Genomic DNA, 26,277 nt, shown 5'->3' with positions numbered 1-26,277 from the left:
CCTTACTTCGCCTCGAACCGCAACGTCGACGCCTTCCATGTCCCAGCTATCAGACACTCGCCCGCCCCTGCCGCCGATCCGCGAAGAGTTCGTACGCGACCTGGCGCCCCTGCCCGAGCTGGCGGTGGAGGCGCCGCTGCCCTGGCTGGAACGCATCTGGCGGCGCACCGCCGTGCGCAAGGCCTTGATCCTCGTCGTCCTGGCCGCGCTATGGGAGCTTGCCGCGCGGCTCACCGACAACGATCTGCTGCTGCCCGGATTCGTCGCCACGGCCAAGGCCTTTGCCGAGGGCCTGCTGGACGGCGAACTGCTGGCGCGCGCGGCCACGTCCCTGCGGGTGCTGGTCAAGGGCTATCTCGCGGGCGTGGCGCTGGCCTTCGTGCTGACGACGCTGGCCGTATCGACACGCCTGGGACGCGACCTGCTGGCGACGTTGACGGCGATGTTCAATCCCTTGCCGGCCATCGCCCTGCTGCCGCTGGCGTTGCTGTGGTTCGGGCTGGGCGAAGGCAGCCTGGTGTTCGTGCTTATCCACTCGGTGCTGTGGGCGCTGGCGGTCAATACGTATGCCGGCTTCCTGGCCGTTCCCGACACGCTGCGCATGACCGGCCGCAACTACGGCCTGCGCGGCGTTCGCTATGTCCTGCGGATACTGGTGCCGGCCGCGCTGCCCGCCATACTGGCCGGCCTGCGCATCGGGTGGGCCTTCGCCTGGCGCACGCTCATCGCCGCCGAGCTGGTCTTCGGCGCGTCCAGCGGCAAGGGCGGCCTGGGCTGGTACATCTTCCAGAACCGCAACGAGCTTTATACCGACCGCGTCTTCGCGGGCCTGGCGGCCGTCGTCCTGATCGGCCTGCTGGTCGAGGGGCTGGGCTTCGACAACCTGGAGCGCGTTACCGTGCGCCGGTGGGGCATGCATCGCTGAGTGGCGCGCTGGTGTCCGGTTCGAGCGCCAGCCAGCGCCGTACGTCCACCTCCGCTTCGATGGCCAGGCCCCGGTGGAAGTGCCGCCGGGCGGTATCCGTGTCCATTTCCGGCAGGCCTTCGGCCACGCAGTCCAGCCACTTCTCCTGCAGGTCCTTGTCGGACAGGGGATCGTCGATGGAGCCCGGCGACACGGAAACCGTGCAGGCGTACACCTGGCCGTCGGCGTAGCGCAGTTCGACGGTCACCGGCGCGGCGCCCACGTCGCCGCCCGTCTTCGCGGCCTCTCCGGCCTCCACCAGCCGCACGCGCGGCAAGGCCTGCTGGATCGGCTCGCGCATGACCGCCGCATCGTGGAAGCTTTTCAGCCCGACTTGCCCGTCTTCCAGGCTGGCGGCGATGGCATAGGGGCCGCTGAATTTCGCGTTCAGGCCGGTGCGGGGAGATGGATGGATGAGCGGCTCGGTGCCGCCCCGGGCCATCAGCACGGTCGCTTGCTCCAGGCCCGGCAGGCCCAGGCCGTGCCGTTCCCGCAGCGAGAGGGTGGCCCGGATCATCTTGTGCATCATGTAGCAGCAGGGATAGCGCTTCTGCTCGAAGCCCGGCTGCGCCATGGCGTAGGGCTGTCCAAGGCGGACCGCCTGGGGCCACAAGGCCACGGCGCCGCCGGACATGGCGTGCAGCCAGCCCTTGCCGGACAGGGCGTCCTGCGCGCCGTCCAGGCCCGCCTGGGCCAGCCGCGCGGACCGCAGGCCGCTGGCCGCCGCCAGCCCGACGTGCATGGACTTCACCGCGCTGCCGAAATTGACCCGCAGCCCCGCCGACTGGCTGGCCGCGATCGCCAGCGCATGGCGCGCCTGCGTGGGCGTAAGCCCCAGCGCACGCGCGCAGGCCGCGGCCGCGCCCAGCACGCCCAGGGTCCCGGTCGCGTGAAAACCCAGGTCATAGTGCCCGAAGCCCAGCGCTTCGCCGCAGCGGATCATGACCTCCGTTCCCACGACATAGCATTCGAGGAAGTCGCGGCCATGCATGGCCTGGCTGCGGGCCAGCACCTGCAGCGCGGACAGGATGGGCGCGCTGGGATGCGAGATCGCCAGCATGCAGACGTCGTCATAGTCGAGGACGTGCGACGCCGTGCCGACCAGCAGGCATGCATCGTCCTGGCTGAAGCGCCGTGGCGTCCACGGCAGCGCGACGCCGCCGTCCCGGTCCTCCAGCGCGCCTTGCAAGGCTTGCACGATAGGGTCGCGCGCGCCAGCCAGCGTGACGGCCACCGTGTCGACCAGCTGGCGCGCAGCCCGGCGCAGGACGACGTCGGGGATGCCGGGCGACGGGGCGGTGATGAACTCGGCAAGCTGCTGCGTGGCGTTCGTGACGGTAATGGCGTTCATGGCGGTCTCCGGCCGGCTCAGCGGTTCGACCAGCGCGGCGGGCGCTGTTCGTTGAAGGCGGCCACGCCTTCCACCCTGTCCGCGGAAGAGGCGAGCACGTTGTAGGCCGCGATGTCCAGCGCATAGCCCGTGTGGAAATCGACCTCCGCGCCGCGACTGGCCGCCACCTTGATGTATCGCACCGACATGGGCGCGCCGCGCGCGATGCGGCGCGCCAGCGCCAGCGCCGTCTCGCGCGCCTGCCCGGCGGCGGTCACCTCGGTCACCAGGCCCCATTGCAGCGCCTCCTCGGCATTGATTCGATCGCCCGTGAGCAAGTACCGCTTGCCCCTGGGAACGCCCAGGGCGCGCACGATGTTCTGCACGCCGCCGCCGCCCGGCATGATGCCCAGGCGGGTTTCGGGCAGCGAGAAGCGCGCGGTCTCCGACGCGATGATGAAGTCGGTCATCATGGCAAGCTCGAAGCCGCCGCCGTGCGCGTGCCCCTCGACCGCGGCGATCACCGGCCAGGGAAAGTCCCGGACGCCGAGAAAGGTCTCCTCGATCAGCTCATGCTGCTGGCGCCACGTGTCGTAGCTCATGGCATTGCGCTCCTTCAGGTCGCCGCCGGCCGAAAAGGCCTTTTCGCCGCCGGCGATCACCACGGCCCTGACCGTGGGATCGTCCCGCAACAGCCGGAAGACCTCGCGCAACTCCTGGAACATGCGCGTGTTCATCGCGTTCATGAGCGCCGGACGATTCAACGTGACGATCCGCAATTCCGCGCATTGCGGGTCTGCTTCGAAAAGAATGGTTTCGTAGGCGCTCATGGCGTGCTGTCTCCTCTCGTTGTCGCGGGGCCCGTGCGCACGGTCATGGATTGACGCGCACGCGCATGTCGTATTGGAATTTCTCGGCGGGGTGCAGGGTCCGGGTCACTTCCAGCAGGTCGCCGGTGCGCCCGAAATAGCGTCTTTCCATGCACATCACGGCGTCGCCGGGCGGCACGCCCAGGACCTCCGCGTGCGCGTCGTCGGCCCGCGCGATCGAGATGCTCTGCCGGATCTCGGTGATGGACTCGCCCATGCGCCGCTCGATCAGGGAGAAGATCGCCTCGCTCGAATGCTCGGCCTCGTCCAGGACCTGGCCGAATACATACGGAATCAGGATGACGGAGCTCGCCACCGGTTCGCCGAGCCCGGCCGTGACGCGCAAGGTGTGGACCTGCCACCAGGCTTCGCCCTGCTTGCGTCCCAGCCACTCGGCCTGTTCGGCCGTCAGCGTGATCTCCCGGCGGGAGAGCACGCGCATGACGGTGTCGGCGGCGTACTGGACCAGGTCCGTCACGGAATCGAACGCGTAGCCGTAGCGCCTGGACGGCGCGCTGGCACGCACGAAGCTGCCTACGCCCTGCGAGCCGGATATCAGGCCGACATCGCGCAAATACCGCAAGGCGGTGCGTATGGTCTGGCGGCTGACGCCCAGCGCGGCCACCAGGTCGGGCTCCGACGGCAGCTGTGCGCCGACCGGATACTTGCCTGAGGCGATATCCTGCATCAACGCACGCGCGACCATGGCGTGCTTGGTGTTTCCTGGTATCGCGGCCGATGCCGCGGCGGGTCTGGTCATGCTTGTCTGCCTAGTCTATGGGTCAATACGAACGCGGCATTCCCAGTAAATGATGGCCCACATATCCCAGCACCAGATTGTTGGAGATGGGCGCGATCCTGAAAAGACGCGCTTCCTTCCATTTCCGCTCCAGGTTGAATTCGCAGGCCACGCCGTTGCCGCCGTAGGCCAGCATGGCGGCCTCGGCGGCTTCCCACGAGGCCTCCGTGGAAAGGTACTTGGCCATGTTGGCCTCGGGGCCGCAGGGTTCGCCGGCGTCGAACAGCGCCGCCGCCCTGTCGCGCATCAGCTCCGCGGCCTGCAAATTCATGTGCGCCCGCGCGATGGGGAACTGGACGCCCTGGTTCGCGCCGATGGGCCGGTCGAATACCACGCGGTCGCTAGCATAGCGCGACGCATGTTCGACGAACCATTTCCCGTCGCCCAGCGATTCGCTGGCGACCAGCAGGCGCTCGGCGTTCAAGGAGTCCAGCAGATAGGTGAAGCCTTTGCCCTCTTCGCCTATTCTGTCGTCGTCGCTGACGTGCAGGTCGTCGATGAAGACCTGGTTGGTATGGTGGTTCAGCATCGTCCGGATAGGCGTCGAGGTCAGCGCCTTGCCCGCTTTTTCGATATCGACCAGGAACAGCGTCAGCCCGTCGGTCTTCTTCCTGACTTCCTCGTAGGGCGTGGTGCGCGCGATCAGCAGGTACATATGCGATTGCCGGAACCGCGACGTCCAGACCTTCTGGCCGTTGATGACATAGCCGCCGTCGATCCGCCTGGCCTGGGTCTTGATGCGCAGCGTGTTCGACCCCGCGTCGGGTTCGGTCACGCCGAAAGCCTGCAGGCGCAGGCTGCCGTCCGCGATGCGGGGCAGGTACTTGCGCTTCTGCGCCTCGCTGCCGTGGTTCAGCAGGGCAGCCATGGTGTACATCTGGGCATGGCACGACGCGCCGTTCGCTCCGGACCGGTTGACCTCTTCCAGGATGACGCAGGCCTCGCGCAGGGACAGGCCCGACCCGCCGTATTCCTCGGGGATCAAGGCGGCCAGCCAGCCCGCGCGGGTCATGGCGTCGACGAATTCTTCCGGATAGCGCTCGTCGCGCTCGCATTGCTGCCAGTATTCGCCGGGATAGTCCGCGCACAGGGCGCCGACCGCGCGGCGGATTTCTTCGAGATGGGCCGTATCGACGTGGTTCATGTGAGGTTCCAGTAGAGGGTTAGCGGATGACGCCCCGCGCGATCAGGTCGTCAACGGACGCGGCCGGGTAGCCGGCCGCGTCCAACAGCGCGCGCGTGTGCTGGCCGAGCTCGGGCGGCGCGTCGTGGCGCGTGCGGCGCTGCCCGTCCAGGGTGAAAGGCAGGCCCACGACCTGGTGCCCGTCGCCGTCCTGGATGTCGAGTTCCTGCATGATGCCGACCGCCGCCACCTGCTCGCTTTCCAGCATTTGCTGGACGTTGTTCAACACGCTGCACGGGGCGCCCTGCCGCTGGAGCCGTCGCGCGATGTCCGCGGCGCCCAGCGCCAGCGTGCGTTGCTCGATGGTCTCGTGCAGCGCCTGCCGGTTGCGGACCCGGACGGCATTGCTGGCGTATCGCTCGTCGCGCGGCAGCGCTTCCAGGTCCAGCGCCACGCAGACCTTCTGGAACAGCCGGTCGTTGCCGGCCGCTATGAAGACGGCGCCGTCGGCGGCCTGGAACAATTCATAGGGCGCCGTCATTGCCATGGCCGTGCCCATCCTGCGGGGCAGGACTCCGCTGGCGCGGTAATTGGCGATAAGAATGCTCATCCAGCCGACGCCCGTCTCCAGGAGGCTGGCGGACACCGTCGTGCCCTTGCCGGTGAGCTTCACCCGCAGCAGGGCGGCCAGGATACCCATGGCGGCCCACATGCCCGTGCCCATGTCGATCAGGGACACGCTGACGCGCGCCGGCGGATCGCCCTCGGAGCCGGTCACGCTCATGATGCCCGTGTAGGCCTGCATCAGCGGGTCGTAGCCGGGCTGCGCGCGCAGGGGCCCCTGTTGGCCAAAGGCGCTGATGGCGCAATACACCAGGGCTGGGTTGAGGGCCCGCAGCGCCTCGTCGCCCAGCCCGCGCGATTCGGCGCTGCCGGGCTTCAGCGAGTGCACCAGCACGTCCGCGTCGCGTGCCAGGGCCTTGACGATGTCGACGCCCTGCGGCGTGTCGAGATCGACGGCAAGGCTTTTCTTGTTGCGGTTCAGCGCGAGAAAGGTCGACGAGCGCGCGCCCCAGCTGGGCGGCTGCCAGGCCCGGGTGTCGTCGCCGGAACCGGTCCGCTCGATCTTGATGACCTCGGCGCCCATATCGCCCAGGATCTGGGTGCAGAAGGGGCCCGCCACGTTCTGTGTCAGGTCCAGCACCCGTATGCCTTGCAGGACCTGCTCCATGGCGGACGATGGTTCGGCTGTCATTCTGGCTGTCTCCTTGTATTGCATGTACACTTGTTCGTACAAGTATAAATAAGAATACCCGGGACAGCGAGTCCGGCTCGCCGACCCATTCAAAAAAGCGATTCGAATTCGAATAAGGACTGGGCCCGCCAGGGTCCGAGGAGGAGACTATGAAAAACACGACCCGCAACGACGCCGCGTCGCAGCGCATATCGCGGCGCGACGTATTGAAGACCTTCGGGCTTGGCGCCGCCGTGCTGGGCGCGCCCCGGGCGTTCGGCCAGGGCGCCGCGTGGCCCGCCAAGCCCATCCGCCTGATCGCCACGCAGGCGCCGGGTTCCTCCAACGACGCGACGGCGCGGGCATTGGCCGAATACATGACCAAGGAACTGGGCGCGACGGTCGTGGTGGAGAACCGGCCAGGCGCCATCAGTACCATCGGGGGGGAGGTCGTGGCGCATTCCCCCGCCGACGGGCACACCCTGCTGATCACCCTGCAAAGTTCCGCAGCCCAGGCTTCGGTGCTGGTGAAGAACCCGGCCGTCAATTTCGATACCGACCTGGTGCCCGTTGCCTCCGTCGGCGTCGGTCCCGTGGTGGGCGTGGCGCACAAGGCCTTTCCCGCGAATTCCTTGAAGGAATTGATCGCGCTGGCCAGGACCAAGCCGGTCAATTGCGGCAACTACGCCATCGGCTCCGGCTGGCAGTTGATGTTGCACCAGTTGAGCAAGGACACGGGCGCGGAATTCAACGTGGCGACCTACAAGGGCACCGGCGCGATGCTGGGCGATTTGTACGGTGGCCAGGTCAGCATCGGCGCGGGCTCGCTGGCGGGCATCGGCGGCGGCATCAAGGTCGGCAATGTGAAGCCGCTGGTCGTCACCACGGGGCCGCACTCGAAGGCCTTGCCCGACACGCCTACCTGGGCCGAGGCGGGCTTTATCGGACCCGCCTACCAGGATCTTGCCGAGACCAATATGTTGTTCGCCCCCAAGGGAACGCCGCGTGAAATCGTCGACAGGATCGCGCGGCTGGTGCAGCGGTCGGTCGTCGAATCCGAGCGGGTCAGGAACGTGATGGCGACGCTGGCGGAAGACGAGACGCCGCTGGTGGGCGAGGACCTGCACAAGTTCATCGCCCGTTCCTGGCCGACGTATCGTTGGTTGACGCGCGAAATCGGTATCGCGCAAACCTAGGCGCGCCGCGCAGCCCGTACGCGGACAGGCGCCGCGTGTATCGGGGCGTGAAACATCCGGGCGTTAAAAAACCGCGGGGCCGTTTCCTCTTCCAAGGAAACGGCCCCGCGGCTTGTTGCGGTTGCTAGCCGGCAGGCAGGAGACGTGCGCTCCCTGTTCCGGCCTCGCTGCTTATTTGTTCGCCGCCGCCTCGGTGGCGTGCTTCAGGCGGCGCGTGATGCTCCACTGCTGCAGGATGGACAGCGTGTTGTTGACGCACCAGTACAGCACCAGGCCGGCCGGGAACATGAACATCATGCCGCCGAAGACCAAGGGCATGATCATCATGACCTTCGCCTGCACGGGATCCGGCGGGGTGGGGTTCAGCTTGATCTGCAGGAACATGGTCGCCATCATGATGGCGGGCAGGATGAAGTACGGGTCATGCACCGACAGGTCGTGCACCCAGCCCAGCCACGGCGCGCCGCGCATTTCCACGCTGGCCAGCAGCACCCAGTAGAGCGAGATGAACACGGGGATCTGCACGACCATGGGCAGGCAGCCGCCCAGCGGGTTGATCTTCTCGGTGCGGTACAGCTCCATCATGGCGGCGTTCAGCTTCTGCTTGTCGTCGCCGTACTTTTCCTTCAGGGCCTGCAGGCGCGGGGCGACCTGCTTCATGCGTGCCATCGAGCGGTAGCTGGTGGCGGCCAGGGGATAGAACACGGCCTTGACCAGCACGGTCAGCGCCACGATGGTCCAGCCCCAGTTGCCCAGGATGGAATGCAGCCAGGTCATCAACGCGAACAGGGGCTTGGCGATGATGGTCAGCACGCCATAGTCGACCACCAGTTCCAGTCCGGGAGCGACGGCAGCCATGGCCTTCTGGTCCTGGGGGCCGATCCACAGGTGCGAATCGATCGAGGCCGAGGCGCCCGCCGACACTTCGCCCACCGATTCCACGGTGCGCGCGGCGTACAGGTTGGGGGCCACTTCCAACAGTTCGTTGGTGCGGTTCTTGCCTTGCGGGGGAATCCAGGCGGTGGCGAAGTAATGCTGCACCACGCCGATCCAGCCGTTGTCGGCCTGCTTGATATAGCTGGCCTTCTTCTTCTCGATGTCGGAGAAGGTGGCCTTCTGGAATTTGTCCTGCTCCGAGTAGACCGCCATGCCCGTGAACGTGTGGTAGAAGCTGGACGTGTCGGGCGGGTTGTTGCCGTCGCGCTGCAGTTGCAGGTACAGGGCCGGGCGCAGCGGGTCGCCGCTGGTGTTGGTCAGATCGTGGCGCACGTCGATGTCGTAGCGGCCGCGATGCAGCGTGTAGGTCTTGGTGACCTTCAGACCGCCCGAATCCGCCTCGAACACCACGGCCAGCGTATCGCCGGTCAGCGAACGGTCCGTCGAGACCATGCGGAAAGGCGTCTGGTGGGTGGGGAAGGGCTGGCCGCTGGTCGAACCGACCACGCCGGACTGCACCACGTAGTTAAGGTCGCGCGAGTCGTCCAGCAGCACGGTCGGCTGGTCGTCATGGTTGGCGTCCGGGAACTTCAGCAGCTCGGCGCGCACCACCTGGGCACCCGTGGTGTCGAAGGTCAGGCGCAGGACGTCGGTGGTGATGACCACGCGCTGCGACTGGGCCGCCTGGGCCGCCGCGGCAGTGGGCACGCCGCCGCCGGCCGGGGCTGCCGGCGCGCTGGATGCAGCGGGCGCCGACGGAATGGCGGTGGAGGCCGCGGGAGCGGCTTGCGGATTGGGGGCCTGTGCCGTGGCCGCGGGCGGCGTGCCACCGAACAACGACGGCTTGCCGTTATGGACTTGCCAGTTGTTCCAGAGGAGCAACAGCGAGAACGAAAATATCATCCAGAGGACGGTGCGTCGGATATCCATGGCGCCTACAAGGTGAAAGCGAGAACAGCAAAGCCCGCCAGTTTAGCGTTAATCATGACCGGCGCGGTGGCAATGGGAGCCGCCACAAGGGCCGGAAGTTCCTGAAGCGGGCGGGACGGGGTCCAATCCGCCCGGGCCCCAGGGATGGCAGCGGCCGATACGCCGGACCGCCAGCCACAGGCCGCGCAGCGGACCGTGGGTTTCGATGGCCTCGATGGCGTAGGCCGAGCAGGTCGGGGCAAAGCGGCATTGCCGCCCGATCCAGGGACTGAGAAAGTACCGGTAGAACCGGATCGGCGCGATCAGCAGCGCGGTGACCAGGGCGCGCATCATGGCGTGGCGACAGCCGGCGCGGCCGGCTTGTCCCTCGCGGATTCGCCGCGCGACGGCGGCATCCGGACGATGCGTTCGAAGTGGGTGTCCACTTCGGCGCGCGCCAGATGCTTCAGGGCGGTCAGCGACATGCGGGGAACGCGGGCGTGAAGACGGACGACATAGTCCGCCGGCCGCAGGTCGTGCCGACGGTGGCGAAAGGCTTCGCGTATGACCCGCTTGAGCGCGTTGCGCGTCACGGCCAGCGCGGCGTGGCGCTTGGCAATGACCAGGCCCAGGCGGGCGCAAGCCTGCCCGGGCGCTTGTATGCTGGCGGCGGAAGTCACCATGAAAAACGCCCCTCGTGCCAGCCGGCGGCCTTTCAGGGCGGCGGCGAACTCGGAGGGGCGGTGCATCCGCGCCCCCGGGGGAAGCGTGGTGCGCGGCATGTCAGGCGCTGGCGCCGGCACGCAGGCCGGCGTCACGGATCGCGACGGGGCGATCAGACGGCCAGGCGCTTGCGGCCCTTGGCGCGGCGAGCGTTCAGGACGGCGCGGCCGCCGCGGGTTTTCATGCGCACACGGAAACCATGGGTGCGCTTGCGGCGGGTAACGGAAGGTTGGAAGGTGCGTTTCATGGAAGGTCCACAAAAAGAACAAATTTACGGGGGGCGCGTCCTGTACAGCCCGCACGTTCTGTGCTGCCGCCGCGACGCTGCCAGTCGACACGGCCTGCTGGTCCGTCTGCTTCCTTGACGGATGCAGGCGAAGGCTAAGCCAGTTTCTGGGTCCGGAGGGCGTGCTTCTGGGTACTGGGCCGCTCCGGGCCGGATTTCAGCGAATTTCAGATTCCAGGTTGGGTCTCGGGTCGAGTGCTCACGCGCTCAGGCCCGGCGCCCGGGGGGTTTAAAGCCTAAAGCTAAAGCCTAAAGCTAAAGCCTCAAAGCCTGAAGCCCGGATCCAAATTTCGTGCAAAATTCGGTAAAGCCCACCATTTCAGCAAGTTTTCTCTATCTTGTCAAACAGTTAGGCCCCCCGCGCGGGCACCGGGCCACGCAGGCCTGTGGATAAGTACAGCCCGGGCAAGGTAGAATCGAGGTTTAGACAAGAGCGACATGAAAGAATTCTGGCAGACCTGCGTCAGTCGTCTTGAGCAGGAAATCCCCCCCCAGCAAATCAGCGCATGGATCCGTCCGCTGGTGCCGGTTGCGTTCGACGAAGCGCAGGCCCTTCTGCGCATTTCCGCGCCCAATCGCTTCAAGCTGGATTGGGTGCGCAAGAATTACGCTCAGCAAATCGAGTCGCTTGCCGCCGAATGGTTCCAGCGTCCCGTCCAGGTGCAGTTCGAGCTGCCGGCCGGCGCCGGCGGCCGCCTGCCGCTGGCGCCGCGCCCGCGCGCGGCCAGCCTCGGCACGCCCGGCGTCAGTGGCGCGGCGGCGATGGCGGCGGCGAATGCGGCCGCGGCCGCGGCGGCGCAAGACGTGTCGCATGGCGCCAATGGCATGGCGAATGGCGTGTCTGAGGGCATCCCGAATGGCGCGCCGCAGCATGGGCTCAACGGCGTCCCGTCCGGCCCGGCCAGCGTCGCGCCGGCGCCCGTACCGGCACCGCCGCCGGTCACCAGCGAAGCCGCGAACATCGTGTACGAGCGGTCGCGGTTGAACACGGACCTGACGTTCGAGAACTTCGTCACCGGGAAAGCCAACCAGTTGGCTCGCGCGGCGGCCCTGCAGGTGGCCGAGAACCCCGGCATTTCGTACAACCCGCTGTTTCTTTACGGCGGCGTGGGCCTGGGCAAGACGCACCTGATCCATGCCATCGGCAACGCCATGGTGGCGGCGGGCACTGGCGTGCGCGTGCGCTATGTCCATGCCGACCAATACGTGTCGGACGTGGTCAAGGCCTACCAGCGCAAGGCCTTCGACGATTTCAAGCGCTACTACCATTCGCTCGACCTGCTGCTGATCGACGATATCCAGTTCTTCTCGGGCAAGAACCGGACGCAGGAAGAGTTCTTCTATGCCTTCGAGGCGATGGTGGCGCAGCGCAAGCAGATCATCATCACCAGCGATACCTATCCGAAGGAGCTGGCCGGCATCGACAGTCGCCTGATCTCCCGCTTCGACTCGGGCCTGACCGTGGCCATCGAACCGCCGGAGCTGGAGATGCGGGTGGCCATCCTGCTGCGCAAGGCGGAGTCCGAGGGCGTGCCCATGCCCGAGGAAGTGGCCTTCTTCATCGCCAAGCATCTGCGCAGCAACGTGCGGGAGCTGGAAGGGGCGCTGCGCAAGGTGCTGGCCTACGCCCGTTTCCATGGCCGCGATGTCGTCACGGTCGATGTCTGCAAGGACGCGCTGAAGGACCTGCTGTCCGTGTCCAACGGCCAGATCACGGTCGAGAATATCCAGAAGACGGTGGCCGACTTCTACAAGATCAAGGTCGCCGACATGTACTCGAAACGGCGGCCTGCGAACATTGCGCTGCCGCGCCAAGTGGCCATGTACCTGGCCAAGGAGCTGACGCAGAAAAGCTTGCCCGAAATCGGGGATCTGTTCGGTGGCCGGGATCACACGACGGTGCTGCACGCCGTGCGCAAGATCTCGGACGCCCGGGCCAAGCTTGCTGAACTCAACCATACCCTGCACGTGTTGGAACAAACTCTAAAAGGATGACCATGCAACTCGTACAAACCACACGCGATGCATTGCTGAAACCGCTGTCGACTGTGGCGGGCATCGTCGAAAGACGGCATACGCTGCCCATCCTGGCGAACATCCTGATGCGCAAAGAGGGAAGCCGGGTGTCGTTCATCGCCACCGACCTCGAAGTGCAGATCACCACGCATGCCGATTTCGGCGTGGGCGGCGATAACGAGTCCATCACGGTGGCCGCGCGCAAGCTGGTGGACATTCTCAAGGCCCTGCCCGACGTCGGCGACGTCAAGCTGGCCCTGAACAGCAACAAGCTTGCGGTGCAGACCGGCAAGAGCCGCTTCGCGCTGCAGACGCTGGCGGCCAGCGAGTTCCCCACCGTGGCCCAGCCCGAGCAGTGGGACGTGTCCCTGAGCCTCACGCAGAAGTCCTTGCGCCACCTTTTGAACATGGTGCACTTCGCCATGGCGCAGCAGGACATCCGCTACTACCTGAACGGCATGCTGCTGGTATTCGAACCGGGCCGCGTGCGCGCCGTGGCCACCGACGGCCACCGCCTGGCACACAGCTCCACCGAGGCCGATGGCATCGCCGAGCGCCATGAAGTGATCGTGCCGCGCAAGACCGTGCTGGAAATGCAGCGCCTGCTCGAAGACAGCGACGCCGTCGTCGATATCGACGTGGCGCCGGGCCAGATCCGTTTCCGTTTCGGCGACGTGGAGCTGGTGTCCAAGCTGGTCGAAGGCAAGTTCCCGGACTTCACGCGCGTCATCCCCACGTCCTACACGCGCCATTTCCTGGTCAACCGCGAAGCCCTGCAAGGCAGCCTGCAGCGTGCCGCCATCCTGACCACCGACAAGTTCAAGGGCGTGCGCCTGCAGCTGGCGCAGAACCTGATGAAGATTTCCTCGACCAACGCCGAGCAGGAAGAGGCACAGGAAGAAATCGACATCGATTACAGCCATGAACCGCTGGATGTGGGCTTCAACGTCGGCTACCTGCTGGACGTGCTGAACAACATCAAGGTCGAGGAGATCAAGTGGTCCGTGATGCCGGACCAGAACGCCTCGGCACTGATCACGCTGCCTGACGACGAACAGTTCAAGTACGTCGTCATGCCGATGCGCATCTAAGCGAAGGACGTGCCCTGGGCCGGGCCCGGTCGGGGCCGTTCCAGGGCACGTCCTTCGACCGCTACCGCGATTCGTGCGGCGCGCATCGTTCCTCCCTCGCCTCGCCGGCATTCTCCGGCCTGGTGTGCCGGCCCTCAGGCCGGTGGCTCTTTGAATCAGTAAACGAAAAGACTTATGTCCGACACCCCGAATACCAATCCCGAGAACGCCAACTATGGCGCAGATTCGATCAAGATGCTCAAGGGGCTGGAGGCCGTGCGCAAGCGCCCCGGCATGTACATCGGCGATACGTCCGATGGCACGGGCTTGCATCACATGGTTTTCGAAGTCGTGGACAACGCCATCGACGAGGCGCTGGCCGGTTATTGCGACGACATCGTCGTGACCATCCACACCGACAATTCGATTTCGGTATCGGACAACGGCCGCGGCATTCCCACCGACATCCACAAGGACGACGAATTCGGCCGTAGCGCGGCGGAAATCGTCATGACCGAGCTGCACGCCGGCGGCAAGTTCGACCAGAACTCGTACAAGGTGTCCGGCGGCTTGCACGGCGTGGGCGTGTCTTGCGTGAACGCGCTGTCGGAATGGCTGCGCCTGACCATACGCCGCAACGGCGAAGTGCATGAAATGGAATTCCGCCAAGGGGTGCGCGTCGCCCCGCTGGCGGTCACCGGCAAGACGGAGAAGCGCGGCACGGAAGTGCGCTTCCTGGCCGATCCCGTCATCTTCACGCACATCGAGTATCACTACGAGATCCTGTCGAAGCGGCTGCGCGAGCTGTCCTTCCTGAACAACGGCGTGAAGATCCGCCTGGTCGACCAACGCCAGGGCAAGGAAGAGAACTTCGCGTTCTCCGGCGGCGTGAAGGGCTTCGTCGAGTTCATCAATCGCAGCAAGACGGTCCTGCATCCCAACGTGTTCTCGGTCAGCGCCGAGTCGAGCGCCGGTGGCGTGCCGGTCACGGTGGACGTGGCCATGCAGTGGAACGACACCTACTCCGAAAGCGTGCTTTGCTTCACCAACAATATCCCCCAGCGCGACGGCGGCACCCACATGACGGGCTTGCGCGCGGCGATGACCCGGATATTGAACAAGTACATCGCGGATAACGAGCTTGCCAAGAAGGCCAAGGTCGAGACCTCCGGCGACGACATGCGCGAAGGCCTGGCCTGCGTGCTGTCGGTGAAGGTGCCCGAGCCCAAGTTCAGCAGCCAGACCAAGGACAAGCTGGTCTCCAGCGAAGTGCGTCCGGCCGTGGAAGACGCGGTGGCCCGCACGCTGGAAACCTGGCTGCTGGAGCATCCCAACGATGCCAAGGCGCTGTGCGGCAAGATCGTCGAGGCCGCGCGGGCGCGTGAAGCCGCGCGCAAGGCGCGCGAGATGACGCGCCGCAAGAGCGTGCTGGAAGGCGCCGGCCTGCCCGGCAAGCTGGCCGATTGCCAGGAAAAGGATCCGGCGCTGTGCGAGCTGTACATCGTCGAGGGCGACTCGGCGGGCGGCTCGGCCAAGCAAGGCCGTGACCGCAAGTTCCAGGCCATCCTGCCGCTGCGCGGCAAGGTGCTGAACGTCGAGAAGGCGCGTTTCGACCGCCTTATCGCCAGCGAGCAGATCGCTACCCTGATCACCGCGCTGGGCACCAGCATCGGCCCCGACTTCAACGTCGAGAAGCTGCGCTATCACCGCCTGATCATCATGACCGACGCGGACGTCGACGGCGCCCACATCCGCACCCTGCTGCTGACGCTGCTGTATCGCCAGATGCCGGAGCTGGTGGAGCGCGGCTACGTGTATATCGCCCAGCCGCCGCTGTACAAGGTCAAGGTGGGCCGCGACGAGCGCTACCTGAAGGACGACCAGGAAGAAGCCGTGTTCATGCTGCAGCTGGCGCTTAAGGATGCGTCGCTGGTGCCGTCCGAAGGCGCCGATCCCATCACGGGCGACGCGCTGGCCGAACTGGCGCGCCAGTACGACCTGGCGGATGCCGTGATCGGGCGCGCGTCGCGCATGATCGACGAAGCCGCGCTGTCCGCCATGGCCGAAGGCGTGGAGATCGACCTCTCCACGCCCGAGACGGCCGCGGCGTCGGCGGAGAACCTGCAGCAGGCGATGTTCGATCCGCTCGCGCCCAAGGCGGTGTCCGTCACGGCCGAAGTGGACCCGGGCACGGAGAAGCAGCGTCTGATCGTGCGCCGCATGCGCCATGGCAATGCGCGCATCAGCGTGATCGACGCCACGTTCGTGGCGGGCGCCGACTATGGCGTGCTGTCGCGGTCGGCCAAGACCTTCCTGGGCCTGATCGGCAAGGGCGCGCTGGTTGCGCGTGGCGAGGGCGAGAAGCGCAAGGAGGCCGGTGTTTCCGACTTCCGCGAAGTCATGCGCTGGCTGCGCGGCGAAGCGGAGCGCAGCGTGAGCAAGCAGCGCTACAAGGGCCTGGGCGAAATGAATCCCGAGCAGCTCTGGGAAACGACCATGGACCCCAAGGTGCGCCGCCTGCTGCGCGTCCAGATCGAAGACGCCATCGCCGCCGACGAGGTCTTCCAGACCCTGATGGGCGACGACGTCGAACCGCGCCGCAACTTCATCGAAACCCACGCGCTGTCGGCGAGCAATATCGACATCTGATCGTGTAGGGTCCGGGACGTGTCCCGGAGTATCCGTACAGGTCAGAACTGGCGGTGAGGTTGCGATCAGGTTCTGATTTGCCGGTATGGACGATACGGGATACACTAGTCATGTAAGCGCTTGGATCACAGGTTGACTGCTTCCCTCCTCGGACGGACGTCAAACTCCAAGACGCAAAAGAGGGAATGGCCGCGCAAGCGGCCATTTTCCTTTGTGCGAGCATCTCCGCGATGCTCGGGTGGCTGTAACGGCGCACTATCTGGCGTGGCTCGCCCAATGTCCGACTACGGCCTCGCCGCGCTTGAGGGCGACAGGTTGGCGATGCCGTGATGCGTACTTCAGTACCTTCGCGAGGCGTCGCTTTCCAAGGAAGTGGTCCAACTGGACTGCGCCAAGGCTGCGCCGGCGGCGGTAGTGTTCCAGGGTCTCGTGAGTCAGTAGCATCCGGCAGCGGGCATCCGCTTCGCAGCCCCGGTAGGCCGTCGCTACGTCGGGCGACAGCCACTTCAGCAACTCCACCATGCGGTTGTAGTACAGGGCCAATCGGTCAACGGCATCCGAGGGTGTCGCCGGCGCAGGCGCCACGATGGCAGGCGTCACGCCTTGGCGTGCTCGCGCTTCCTGAAGCAGAGGGCCGAGCTTCCAGATGGGCTCATGATGCGCGATGCGATTGCGGACTTCGTTGCACAGGTCCAGTCTTGCGAAAAGCGCGTCGCGCTGGTGCTGTTTCCATTGGGTCGGCAAGCGCATCCGGTGGCCCGGCACCACGTCGACCAGGATATCGCCCCACTTCAGCGCTTGGCCGGTGGCATCTGTGGTCACATCCAGAAGGTGGGGCCAGAAGCCGAACGTCAGCTTCGAGACTACATCGTCCGGCGAAGGCATGGGGTTGCGAGGCAACCAAGTCCCGTGGCGTCTCCTGTGGGTGATCTTTCTGACCTTGTCTCGTGAATCCGGATTCAAGTTGAGGTGATTGAACCAGTCCTTCCCCCCGGTGGGACCAATAGCGCCATACCGGCCACCCAGGGCCTTGTGGAACTGATTGCGGAGGACGATCTCAAGAAGCGACATGGCACGGAACAGCGAACCGCTGACGTCGTCATTCCACTGGTAGAGCCCAAGCGTCTCGTTGTCATCGGCGGGGCAGAAGAACGTGCGGTAGTTGCTCAGTCTTGCATGTGAGATGGCGTCGACAAATGGGCCAACATAGGCCGAACCGGAGGCAAGGATCATGGTCCATCCTGGTTGTCTGGGGTTGACCATGGTAGCGATATTGACGCCTACAAAGACACCTTGGTGCTCGCGAACTGTTTAACGCGGCAGCGACGATGCGACGCCTGCCACAGGAAAGAAGACCGCCATGCATGATGAACGGCGCCGCTGGCCCGAACGCTGGCGCCCGACCTTCTGCCGGGTTAGGGCACGGCAGGCGACCCTGGCGTGGCGCCGCACGCCCCCATTGATAGCCCGCATCAAAATTTCTGATTGGACGCTGGGCCGGGCTGCCCATTAAGGTTGCCGCACGATAAATGACAATAGGGAGACAACCATGCCGAGTATCCGACGCCTTGCCCTTGCCCTGGCCCTGACCGGCGCGGGCGCGGCCGCGCAGGCCGGTACCGTGACGGTGATCACGTCCTTTCCCAAGGACCTGACCCAGGCCTACAAGGTGGCTTTCGAGAAAAGCCATCCCGGCATCACGCTGGAATTCCTGAACAAGAATACGGTGGCCGGCATCGCCTATGTGCGCGAAACGCCCGCTGGCCAGCGGCCCGACGTGTTCTGGGCCAGTGCGCCGGACGCCTTCGAATTGCTGGGACAGGCCAAGCTGCTGGCCAAGGCCAGCGACCTGGCCAACCCCAAGGTGCCGGACAAGATCGGCAGTTTCCCCATCAACGATGCCGCCGGGCTCTATTTCGGCCAGGCCCTGGCCGGCTACGGCATCATGTACAACACGCGCTACCTGAAGGCGCACAAGCTGACCGCGCCGGTCGAGTGGAAAGACCTGCTGGCGCCGGCCTGGTTCGGCCACGTGGGCATCACGTCTCCCTCCCGGTCGGGCACCATGCATCTGACCGCCGAGACCATACTCCAGGGCGAAGGCTGGAACGACGGCTGGCGCACCCTGCTGCGCATGTCCGGCAACAGCAGCGCGGTGACCGAACGCTCTTTCGGCGTGCCCGATGGCGTGAACAACGGCCAGTTCGGCGCCGGACCGGTCATCGATTTCTTCGGCCTGTCCAGCAAGTTCTCCAAGTTCCCGGTGGAGTTCGTCTACCCCACGGAAACCGCCATCGTGCCGGCCAATATCGCGCTGATCGAAGGCGCGAAGAATACCGACGAGGCCAAGCAGTTCATCCGCTACACGCTGGGCCTGCCGGGCCAGGAGGTGCTGCTGGACCCGAAGATCTCGCGCCTGCCCGTGCTGCCCTACAGCGAACTCAAGGGCAAGATCCCGCCCGGTTATCCCGATCCCGCCGAGATTGCCAAGCGCAGCAAGGTGCACTTCAACGTCAACCTGTCGCAGTCGCGCTACTACGTCGTGCAGTCGCTCTACGACCAGACGATCACCTTCCGCCTGAAGGAGCTGCAGCAGGCCACCAAGGCCATCTATGACGCCGAACGCAAGCTTGGCGACAAGGCCGGATCCGGCAAGGCGGCGGAGCTGCTGGCGCAGGCCCGCAAGCTGGCCTGGAACCCGCTGGTCGACGAAAAGCAGGCGGCCGATCCGGCCTTCCAGCAACTGTTCTCGGGCGACAAGCGCGATGCGTCCGTCAGCCAGAAGATCACCCAGCTGGAAGGCGAGTGGAACGGCAAGGCCCGCGCCAACTACGAGGAAGCCGTCAAGCTGGCGGGCCAGGCGGCTGCGCTGTAGCGGCGCCACGGCCGGGGGCACATCCCCCGGCGTGTAGCCCCTGACGTGTATTCCATCCGTGCGTACCGCCCGCGCTAGCGGGCGGTACGCTACCCCGCCGTGACCAGGTGTCGAACCGACACGGCATTCCGGACGTCGCATGCGAAATTCTTCTCCCTTCGGCTTGAGCAAGGGACCCGCGGCCGTGGCGCTGCTGGTGCTGGCCTTCCTGCTGCTGTTCCTGTTGGTGCCGGTCGCGATGGTGTTCCATACGGCCTTCGTCAACGCCGACGGCAGCTTCACCCTTGGACATTTCCAGTCCTTCTTCCACCAGCCGCTGATGCAGGAGGCCTTCTTCAACAGCCTCTACGTGGCGGGCTGGTCGACCCTGCTGGCCTCGCTGATCGCGGTGCCGCTCGCGTACTTCACCGTGCGCTTCGAGTTTCGCGGCGCGCTGATCATCCAGACGCTGGGCGTGCTGCCGCTCATCATGCCGCCCTTTGTCGGCGCGGTGGCCATGCAGCTGATATTCGGCCGTTCGGGCAGCGTCAACCTGCTGCTGGGCGACTGGTTCGATATCAATATTCCCTTGATGGAGGGCTTGAACAGCGTCATTTTCGTCGAGGCGCTGCACTACTTCCCTTTCATCCTGATGAACCTGGTGGTGGCGCTGCGCAATATCGACGGCTCGATGGAGGAGGCGGCCTTCAACCTCGGTTCGCGCGGCTTCCGCCTGTTCCGCCGCATCATTTTCCCGCTGGCCCTGCCGGGCTTCGTGGCGGGCGCGTCGCTGGTCTTCATCAAGGTCTTCGATGACCTGGGCACGCCGCTGGTGCTGGGCGCGACCAACATGCTGGCCCCGCAAGCCTACTTGCGCATCACCCAGGTCGGCCTGGAGGACCCGCTGGGCTATGTGATCGGCGTCATCATCATCGCCTTCTCCATCGTTTCATTGTGGCTGTCCACGCGCCTGCTCGGCGGCAAGGACTATTCGACGCTGCAAAAGGGCGGCGGCGCGATCCAGAAGCGGCGCCTGCGTCCCGCCGAGAGCGTGCTGGCCTATGGCTGGATCATCCTGGTCCTGCTGCTGGTGCTGTCGCCGCACATCGGCGTGCTGCTGCTGTCCTTCGCCAGCGTGTGGAGCTATGCGCCACTGCCGGACGGCTATACGATGGCTCACTACGCGTCGGTGTTCCAGGATTCGAGCGGCATGATCGCCAACACCCTGCTCTATTGCGGCCTGGCGGCCGGGCTGGACGTGGCGCTGGGAACCGCCATCGCCTATCTGCTGCTGCGCACGCGCCTGCCCGCCCGCCAGTGGCTGGACTGGCTGGCGTCGGCGGCCCTGGCCATCCCGGGCATCGTGCTGGCCATCGGCCTGTTGCGCACCTTCCGTGGGGTCGAGATTCCCTTCACGGGCACCCTGCTGACCGGGTCCTGGGTGCTGATCATGATCGCGTACTCGGTGCGGCGGCTGCCCTATGCCCTGCGGTCCTGTGTGGCGTCGCTGCAGCAGATCAATGTGTCGCTGGAGGAAGCCGCGCAGTCCATGGGCGCCAATCGTTGGCGTACCATCCGGCGTGTGGTGGTGCCCTTGATGGCCGGCGGTATGCTTGCCGGGTTCGTGACCAGCTTCGTCACGGCGGCGGTGGAGTTGTCGGCCACCATCATGCTGGTGACGCGCGAGAGCCAGGCGCCCATGAGCTACGGCATCTACCTGTATATGCAAAGCGCCTCGGGACGCGGCCCGGGCGCCGCGCTGGGCGTGCTGGCGGTGGTGGCGGTCGCCATCGGCACCTATGCAAGCCATGTGCTGGTGCAGCGCTCCACCGCGCGGCAGCGGCCGGCGCGGACGAACAATAACGAGGAGTTGGAGGCCCTATGAAGAAAGTCGGCGTCGAGTGCCGGGACATATCCTTGTCCTATGGCAAGACACAGGTGCTTAAGAACCTGAATATCTCCATCGAGCCCGGCGAATTCTTCGCCCTGCTGGGACCGTCGGGGTCGGGCAAGTCCACCCTGCTGCGCCTGATCGCGGGTTTCAACCAGCATTCCAGCGGCCAGCTGCTGGTCGACGGCAAGGACGTGACGGGCATCCCCCCCTGGAAACGCAATATCGGCATGGTGTTCCAGAGCTACGCCCTGTGGCCGCACATGACGGTGTTCGACAACGTGGCGTTCGGCCTGGTCGAGCGCAAGGTGCCGCGCGCGGAATTGCGGGAGCGCACCGAGGCCGCGCTGGCGCTGGTGGGCCTGTCGCAGTATGCCAAGCGCCGCCCCAATGAATTGTCGGGCGGCCAGCAGCAGCGTGTCGCGCTGGCGCGCACCATCGTCATCGAGCCGCAGGTGCTGTTGCTGGACGAACCCTTGTCGAACCTGGACAAGAAGCTGCGCGTGCAGATGCGACGCGAGCTGCTGGCCTTGCAGCGACGCCTGGGCATTACCACCATCTTCGTGACCCACGACCAGGAGGAGGCCATGACCACGGCCGACCGCATGGCGGTGCTGGACCACGGCGTGGTGCAGCAGATCGGCTCGCCCAATAATCTGTTCGACTTTCCGGTGAATCGCTTCGTGGCGAATTTCGTCGGCACGATGAATGTGCTGGAAGGCGCCGTGAAGGAACGCGCCAGCCAGGGCGTGGTGTTGTCGGTGGACGGCGTGGGAGACCTGCACCTGCCCACCAACGGCGACTTGCCGGACGGGCCGCGGATGGCGGCGAGCTTCAGGCCGCACACGGTACGCATCGACCTGGCCGGCGGCGCGCCCGACGCCCGCTATGTGTGGTTGCCCGGCGTGGTGCATGCCAGCGAATTCCAGGGCGAGTTCACTCGGTACCAAGTCATGATCGGCGACCAATGCATCACGGCCGACCAGTCGCACCTGGCGGGCCTGTCCATTTTCCCCATCGGCGCGCCGGTCGCGCTGGGCCTGGAGCCCAGCCAGGTGCGCTTGCTGGCGGCCTGACGGCGGCATGGAGATCTACCAGATCCGCGCCTTCATCAAGGTGGCTCGCCTGGGCAACGTGACCCGCGCGGCGGATGCCTTGTCCCTGACGCAGCCGGCCGTCACCGCGCAGATCAAGGCGCTGGAGCAAAGCCTGGGGGTGGCGCTGTTCGATCGCAGCGGCGGCCGCCTGGTCCTGGCCAAGGCGGGGGAAGCGCTGCTGGAGACCGCCGAGCAGCTGGTCGCCCTGGGCAACCAGCTGAAGTCGGCGGCGCAGGCCTTGCAAGGAGAATTGCATGGCGTGCTGGAACTGGGCGTGCCCAGCGAGCAGCCGGATTTCCTGCGGCTGGGCGAACTGGCGGCGACCGTGACGCGGCAACTGCCCCTGGTCGAATTGAAGACCCACGTGATGCCCACCGAGTCGCTGGCCGAACAGGTGGCCAGCGGGCGCCTGGCGGCGGCGCTGACGGTGGCCGCCGCGCCGCCGCGGGGGGTCCAGTGGATGCCCCTGCGCAGCGTGCGTTATCGAGTGGCCTTGCCGCGCGCGCTGGCGGACAGCATGCGCAAGGGCGGCTGGCGGGAACTGGCGCAATTGCCATGGCTGGATGGTCCGGCCGGCAGCCATGCGCATCTGCTGCTGCGCGATCTGTTCGAGCGGCATGGCCTGAGTCCGCGCGTGGTGATGCAGAACGATGACCAGGCCAACCTGATGGCACTGGTGAGGGCCGGCGCCGGCTGCGCGCTCCTGCGCGAGGAGATCGCGCTGCAAGGCGCGGCGGCAGGCGACTGCACGGTGTGGGGCAGCGTGCATGCCGATGCCGTGCTGGGCTTCATCGCTTCGGCGGATCGTGTCGGCGAGCCGCTGGTGGTGGCGCTGGAGTCGATGATGCGGGCGCTCTGGCTGGCTTGATGCGGGCGGCGGGTCGATGCGCGCGCAGGTGGGGCTCGCGCTTCACGCCTTATTCGAAGCATCGTTCAGGGCTAGGTTTAATGCCTCATTTAATGCTTCATTTAATGCTTCATTCGAAGCGCAAGGCTTTTTCGCCGCTGCGGGTCAGGCGCAGCGCCCGCGTGTGGCCCTGCCGCTCGACCCATTTGCGCTTCAGGAAATGCGCCAGCAGCGCATCGCCCAAGGCCCCGCCGATATGCGGGCGGCGCGCGCTCCAGTCCAGGCAGGGGTGGGCGAAGCTGCGGCGCGTGGTGTGAACCGTGGCCACGTCCATGCCCAGGTCGCGCAGATAGTCCTCGCCCGCCGCGGTCAGGGCATACTGCCCCGTGCCTGCGTGCAGGTATCCGCGCGCCAGAAACGCATCGTGCAGGCGGACGGCGACCGCGCCCGCCATGTGCTTGTAGCAGGTGCGCGCCTCGCATAGCTCGGGCGGCGTGTGCGGTTTGAAAGGCGTGGCGCGTACGCCCGCCACCACTAGCAAGGCCTCCAGCGCGGCGGCGACATCGGGATTGGCCAGGCGGTAGTAGCGGTGCTTGCCTTGCGTGGCCTGTTCCACCAGCCCTTGCTCGCGCAGTCGCGAGAAATGGCTGCTGGCGGTGGACGCGCCGATGTCGGCGACGGCCGCAAGCTCTGTGGCCGTGCGCGCGCAGCCGTCCAGCAGGCTGCACAGCATGCGGGCGCGGGCGGGATCGCCGATGGCCGCGGCGACGGCTGCGAGCTGGCCGTCGACCGGATCGTCGACGGTGGGGGGAATGTCGGGCATGATTCGATCCAGGTCGAAGTGTGGATACGACAATGCAGCATACTGGCCGCCTGTCCTTCACTACAAGCAGAAAATGTCGATGAGCATAGTGGCGCCCGCGCGCGCATTCTTTGGATCCCGGGTCATCGCGGGCACCTTCTTGCTGGCGGTCTTCGGCTGGGGCGTGGGGTTCTACGGGCCCCCCGTCTATTTGCAGTCGGTCGTGCAGCGCGGCGCCGCCGACGTGACGTGGGCGTCCGCGGCGGTAACGTGGCACTTCGTGCTGGGCGCCTTCGTGGTGGCCAACCTGCCTCGGTTGTACCGCCGGGCCGGCGTGCCGCGCATCACGGTGCTGGGCGCCGCCGTGCTGGCCGTGGGCGTGTATGGGTGGGGCATCGCGGCGACACCGGCGCAGCTGTTCCTGGCAGCGACCTTCAGCGGCGCCGGATGGGTGACCATGGGGGCCGCCGCCGTGAATGCGCTGATCGCGCCCTGGTACGTGGCGCGGCGCCCATCGGCGCTGGGCATGGCGTACAACGGCGCCAGCCTGGGCGGTGTGGTGTTCTCGCCTTTATGGGTGCTGCTGATCGGCCGCATGGGTCTCGATGGCGCCGCGATGGTGGTGGGCCTGGTGATGGTGTGCGTAATGGCCTGGCTGGCCGGCGCCGTGTTCCGGCACACGCCGGCGTCCAAGGGCCAACGTCCGGACGGTGGCGACGCCACCGCGGGCAAGGACGCGATAGTGCAGCCGCCTGCCCCTGCCGCTGCCACGGCATCGGCGCCGCCCGCGCCCTTGGGCAAGGCGTGGCGGGACCGCCGCTTCCTGACCCTGTGCGCCGGCATGGCCCTGGGCCTGTTCGCGCAGATCGGGCTGATCGCGCACCTGTTCTCGCTGCTGGTGCCCGTGATGGGGGAAAAAGCCGCCGGCGTCGCCATGGGCCTGTGCACGGCATGCGCGATCCTCGGCCGCATGGTGGTAGGCAGGCTGATGCCGCCGGGCACGGATCGCCGTCGTGTCGCCGCCATCGCCTACGGCTTGCAGGTCGCGGGCGTGCTCGGCCTGTTGATGAGCGTGTGGCTGCCCCCCCAGGATGGCGCGCTCCCGGGCGCGCTGCGTTGGCTCGGCCTGCTGTTGTTCGGCTCCGGCATCGGCAATGCCACGTCGCTGCCGCCCCTGATCGCCCAGACCGAGTTCACGCGGGACGATGCGCAGCGCGTCATCCCGTTGATCGTGGCCGTGTCCCAGGGCACCTATGCCTTCGCGCCGGCGCTGTTCGGCCTGCTGCGCGATATCGGCGGCGCGACCTGGCTGTTCCCCGTCGCCGCGGCCGTCCAGGTCGCCGCCATCGCCGCCTTGCTGGCGTATTCGCGAAATTTGTCGCGCGTGGCGTGACCAGGGCCAGTCCCCCGGGGCCCGACGCGGGCGCTGAGGGCTGCGCGCGGGTACGCCTGGCATGCCCGGATTCAAACGTAGCAGGGTCCCTCTATCAAAGGATGCGCGGCGAGGAATTTCTCGTCTATCTCCAAGCCGAGGCCCGTGCCTTCGTAGGGGGCCACCATGCCGTTCTTGTCCAGGACATACGGTGGCTTGTCCATCATCTCGTCGCGGAAGGGATTCAGCGCGGTGACATCGGCCTCGAAGTAGCCGGGGTTGTCGAGCGCGGACAGATAGTGGATGGTGGTGGCCATGTTGATCGCGGTGGCCGAGGTGTGCGGGTTGACGCTCAGCTTGGCTGCGGCGCCGAGGGCCGCGATGCGCATGCCCTCGGTGATGCCGCCGCACTTCGACAGGTCGGGCTGTATGAAACCCACGTCGCCCGACGCCACCAAGGGCGCGAACTCGTAACGCGTGTAGTGGTTCTCTCCCGCCGCCAAGGGCACGCGGCCCAGCCGCGCCGCGCGCGCATAAGCCTGCGCGTCGTGCGCGGGAAAGGGCTCCTCCAGCCAGCCGACGTTCTGTTCTTCGTAGGCTGGCATGACGCGGCGGACATCGTCGATGCTGTAGCTGGTGTTGGCGTCCACCAGGATGTCGATATCCTCGCCGACCGCCGCGCGGACGGCGCGGACCCGGGCGATGTCGCGCGCCGGTGTATCGCCCACGCGCAGCTTGAGCGCGCGATAGCCCTGTTCGACCAGGCCCAGCGCCTCATCGGCAAGCCGCGCCGGGTCCTGCCAGCCCAGCGATATGCCGCCCGCATAGGCCTTTACCGGACGCGCCGCGCCGCCGAGCAGGCGGAACAAGGGCCATCCGCTGGCGCGCGAACGGATATCCCACAACGCCAGGTCGAGTCCGCTGAGCGCCAGCGCCGCCGCCGCGCCCATTCCATGGCTGGCGAACTGCATTTTCAAGATGCGGGCAGTGACGCCGTTGACGTCCAGCGCGTCCATGCCGAGCACCAGTTCACGGATCGTGGTGTCCAGCAGGCGCGCGATGGCGCCCGGACAGCGTCCATGATGGGACTCGCCCCATCCGGTCACGCCTTCGTCGGTGCGGACCCGTACCAGTACGGCATCGCGCTTGACGCTGCGGCCTATGCCCAGGCGCACAGATTTCTCCGGCGGCACGGGAAAGGAGATGGGCACGGCTTCGATATCGGTGATTTTCATGTCGGATCCTTCAGTGGGGCTTCATACGACAGCTTCATGAATACGGCGTCACGCAATACGGCGTCACACATAGGG

At 66.3% G+C, this 26,277-nt stretch carries 21 protein-coding genes and 1 pseudogene; 10 read left to right on the top strand and 12 right to left on the bottom strand.

The features are described 5' to 3' along the window. Positions 1 to 37: 37 nt before the first annotated feature. Complete coding sequence (locus C7R54_RS16935; protein ID WP_129151635.1) at positions 38 to 925, top strand: ABC transporter permease; 888 nt, start codon at positions 38 to 40, stop codon at positions 923 to 925. Here the strand turns inward: C7R54_RS16935 and C7R54_RS16930 are convergent. The 5 genes from C7R54_RS16930 to C7R54_RS16910 are packed head-to-tail and all read right to left on the bottom strand — an operon-like array spanning position 894 to position 6,340. Next, entirely contained in the window at positions 894 to 2,315 is a 1,422-nt protein-coding gene (locus tag C7R54_RS16930) for an MmgE/PrpD family protein (protein ID WP_129151634.1), read from the bottom strand. The two genes, C7R54_RS16935 and C7R54_RS16930, sit on opposite strands and share 32 nt — an antisense overlap. A 17-nt stretch (positions 2,316 to 2,332) precedes the next feature. Then, positions 2,333 to 3,124, bottom strand: coding sequence for an enoyl-CoA hydratase/isomerase family protein (locus C7R54_RS16925; RefSeq protein ID WP_129151633.1), 792 nt, complete (start codon positions 3,122 to 3,124; stop codon positions 2,333 to 2,335). Between the two features lie 43 nt (positions 3,125 to 3,167). Next, the gene (locus C7R54_RS16920; RefSeq protein WP_129151632.1) at positions 3,168 to 3,923 is read right to left on the bottom strand and encodes a GntR family transcriptional regulator; all 756 of its coding nucleotides are present in this window, start codon (positions 3,921 to 3,923) and stop codon (positions 3,168 to 3,170) included. Positions 3,924 to 3,945: 22 nt separating this feature from the next. Beyond that, positions 3,946 to 5,106, bottom strand: a complete 1,161-nt coding sequence (locus C7R54_RS16915) for an acyl-CoA dehydrogenase family protein (protein ID WP_129151631.1) — start codon at positions 5,104 to 5,106, stop codon at positions 3,946 to 3,948. 19 nt (positions 5,107 to 5,125) lie between these two features. Continuing rightward, positions 5,126 to 6,340, bottom strand: coding sequence for a CaiB/BaiF CoA transferase family protein (locus C7R54_RS16910; protein WP_158021231.1), 1,215 nt, complete (start codon positions 6,338 to 6,340; stop codon positions 5,126 to 5,128). A 149-nt stretch (positions 6,341 to 6,489) separates the two neighbouring features. Here C7R54_RS16910 and C7R54_RS16905 point away from each other — a divergent pair, with 149 nt between their 5' ends. Beyond that, positions 6,490 to 7,515 (top strand): Bug family tripartite tricarboxylate transporter substrate binding protein, encoded by a 1,026-nt coding sequence (locus C7R54_RS16905; RefSeq protein ID WP_129151629.1) that lies wholly within the window; start codon positions 6,490 to 6,492, stop codon positions 7,513 to 7,515. Positions 7,516 to 7,686: 171 nt separating this feature from the next. Here C7R54_RS16905 and yidC read toward each other — a convergent pair whose 3' ends face one another. The 4 genes and pseudogenes from yidC to rpmH form a co-directional block, all read right to left on the bottom strand. Next, positions 7,687 to 9,381, bottom strand: coding sequence for a membrane protein insertase YidC (gene yidC / locus C7R54_RS16900; RefSeq protein ID WP_129151628.1), 1,695 nt, complete (start codon positions 9,379 to 9,381; stop codon positions 7,687 to 7,689). A 48-nt stretch (positions 9,382 to 9,429) separates the two neighbouring features. Further along, a complete protein-coding gene (yidD, locus tag C7R54_RS16895; protein WP_204524358.1) occupies positions 9,430 to 9,702 on the bottom strand; it encodes a membrane protein insertion efficiency factor YidD in 273 nt (90 codons plus the stop codon). A gap of 74 nt (positions 9,703 to 9,776) precedes the next feature. Continuing rightward, positions 9,777 to 10,142, bottom strand: a pseudogene (gene rnpA / locus C7R54_RS16890) (ribonuclease P protein component); the annotation flags it as partial. Positions 10,143 to 10,195: 53 nt separating this feature from the next. Then, positions 10,196 to 10,330, bottom strand: coding sequence for a 50S ribosomal protein L34 (gene rpmH, locus C7R54_RS16885; protein WP_057654304.1), 135 nt, complete (start codon positions 10,328 to 10,330; stop codon positions 10,196 to 10,198). 477 nt (positions 10,331 to 10,807) lie between these two features. On the opposite strand from rpmH, the gene dnaA reads away from it, so the two are divergent. From dnaA to gyrB, 3 genes are all read left to right on the top strand, one after another. After that, complete coding sequence (dnaA, locus tag C7R54_RS16880) at positions 10,808 to 12,364, top strand: chromosomal replication initiator protein DnaA (RefSeq protein WP_129151626.1); 1,557 nt, start codon at positions 10,808 to 10,810, stop codon at positions 12,362 to 12,364. Between the two features lie 2 nt (positions 12,365 to 12,366). Next, entirely contained in the window at positions 12,367 to 13,476 is a 1,110-nt protein-coding gene (gene dnaN, locus C7R54_RS16875; RefSeq protein ID WP_192903679.1) for a DNA polymerase III subunit beta, read from the top strand. A 174-nt stretch (positions 13,477 to 13,650) separates the two neighbouring features. Continuing rightward, on the top strand, positions 13,651 to 16,104 hold the full coding sequence (gyrB, locus tag C7R54_RS16870; RefSeq protein ID WP_129151624.1) for a DNA topoisomerase (ATP-hydrolyzing) subunit B: 2,454 nt from the start codon (positions 13,651 to 13,653) through the stop codon (positions 16,102 to 16,104). 255 nt (positions 16,105 to 16,359) lie between these two features. On the opposite strand, the gene C7R54_RS16865 is transcribed toward gyrB, so the two are convergent. Then, positions 16,360 to 17,337, bottom strand: coding sequence for an Abi family protein (locus C7R54_RS16865; RefSeq protein ID WP_158021230.1), 978 nt, complete (start codon positions 17,335 to 17,337; stop codon positions 16,360 to 16,362). Between the two features lie 316 nt (positions 17,338 to 17,653). On the opposite strand from C7R54_RS16865, the gene C7R54_RS16860 reads away from it, so the two are divergent. The 4 genes from C7R54_RS16860 (at position 17,654) to C7R54_RS16845 (ending at position 22,814) form a co-directional block, all read left to right on the top strand. Next, complete coding sequence (locus C7R54_RS16860; protein ID WP_129151622.1) at positions 17,654 to 18,979, top strand: ABC transporter substrate-binding protein; 1,326 nt, start codon at positions 17,654 to 17,656, stop codon at positions 18,977 to 18,979. 139 nt (positions 18,980 to 19,118) lie between these two features. Further along, on the top strand, positions 19,119 to 20,843 hold the full coding sequence (locus C7R54_RS16855) for an ABC transporter permease (protein WP_129151621.1): 1,725 nt from the start codon (positions 19,119 to 19,121) through the stop codon (positions 20,841 to 20,843). Further along, on the top strand, positions 20,840 to 21,925 hold the full coding sequence (locus C7R54_RS16850) for an ABC transporter ATP-binding protein (RefSeq protein WP_129151620.1): 1,086 nt from the start codon (positions 20,840 to 20,842) through the stop codon (positions 21,923 to 21,925). Before C7R54_RS16855 ends, C7R54_RS16850 begins: the two co-directional genes overlap by 4 nt. 7 nt (positions 21,926 to 21,932) lie before the next feature. Next, positions 21,933 to 22,814 (top strand): LysR family transcriptional regulator, encoded by an 882-nt coding sequence (locus C7R54_RS16845; protein ID WP_129151619.1) that lies wholly within the window; start codon positions 21,933 to 21,935, stop codon positions 22,812 to 22,814. 109 nt (positions 22,815 to 22,923) lie between these two features. On the opposite strand, the gene C7R54_RS16840 is transcribed toward C7R54_RS16845, so the two are convergent. After that, positions 22,924 to 23,616 (bottom strand): ArsR/SmtB family transcription factor, encoded by a 693-nt coding sequence (locus tag C7R54_RS16840; RefSeq protein WP_129151618.1) that lies wholly within the window; start codon positions 23,614 to 23,616, stop codon positions 22,924 to 22,926. 79 nt (positions 23,617 to 23,695) lie between these two features. On the opposite strand from C7R54_RS16840, the gene C7R54_RS16835 reads away from it, so the two are divergent. Next, complete coding sequence (locus C7R54_RS16835) at positions 23,696 to 24,988, top strand: MFS transporter (RefSeq protein WP_129151617.1); 1,293 nt, start codon at positions 23,696 to 23,698, stop codon at positions 24,986 to 24,988. Between the two features lie 71 nt (positions 24,989 to 25,059). Here C7R54_RS16835 and C7R54_RS16830 read toward each other — a convergent pair whose 3' ends face one another. After that, positions 25,060 to 26,202, bottom strand: a complete 1,143-nt coding sequence (locus C7R54_RS16830; protein WP_129151616.1) for a mandelate racemase/muconate lactonizing enzyme family protein — start codon at positions 26,200 to 26,202, stop codon at positions 25,060 to 25,062. Positions 26,203 to 26,277 lie beyond the last annotated feature (75 nt).

The organism is Achromobacter aloeverae (assembly GCF_004121055.1).
Classification (GTDB): domain Bacteria; phylum Pseudomonadota; class Gammaproteobacteria; order Burkholderiales; family Burkholderiaceae_B; genus Bordetella_C; species Bordetella_C aloeverae.
This window is presented reverse-complemented; position numbering and strand designations above follow the sequence as displayed.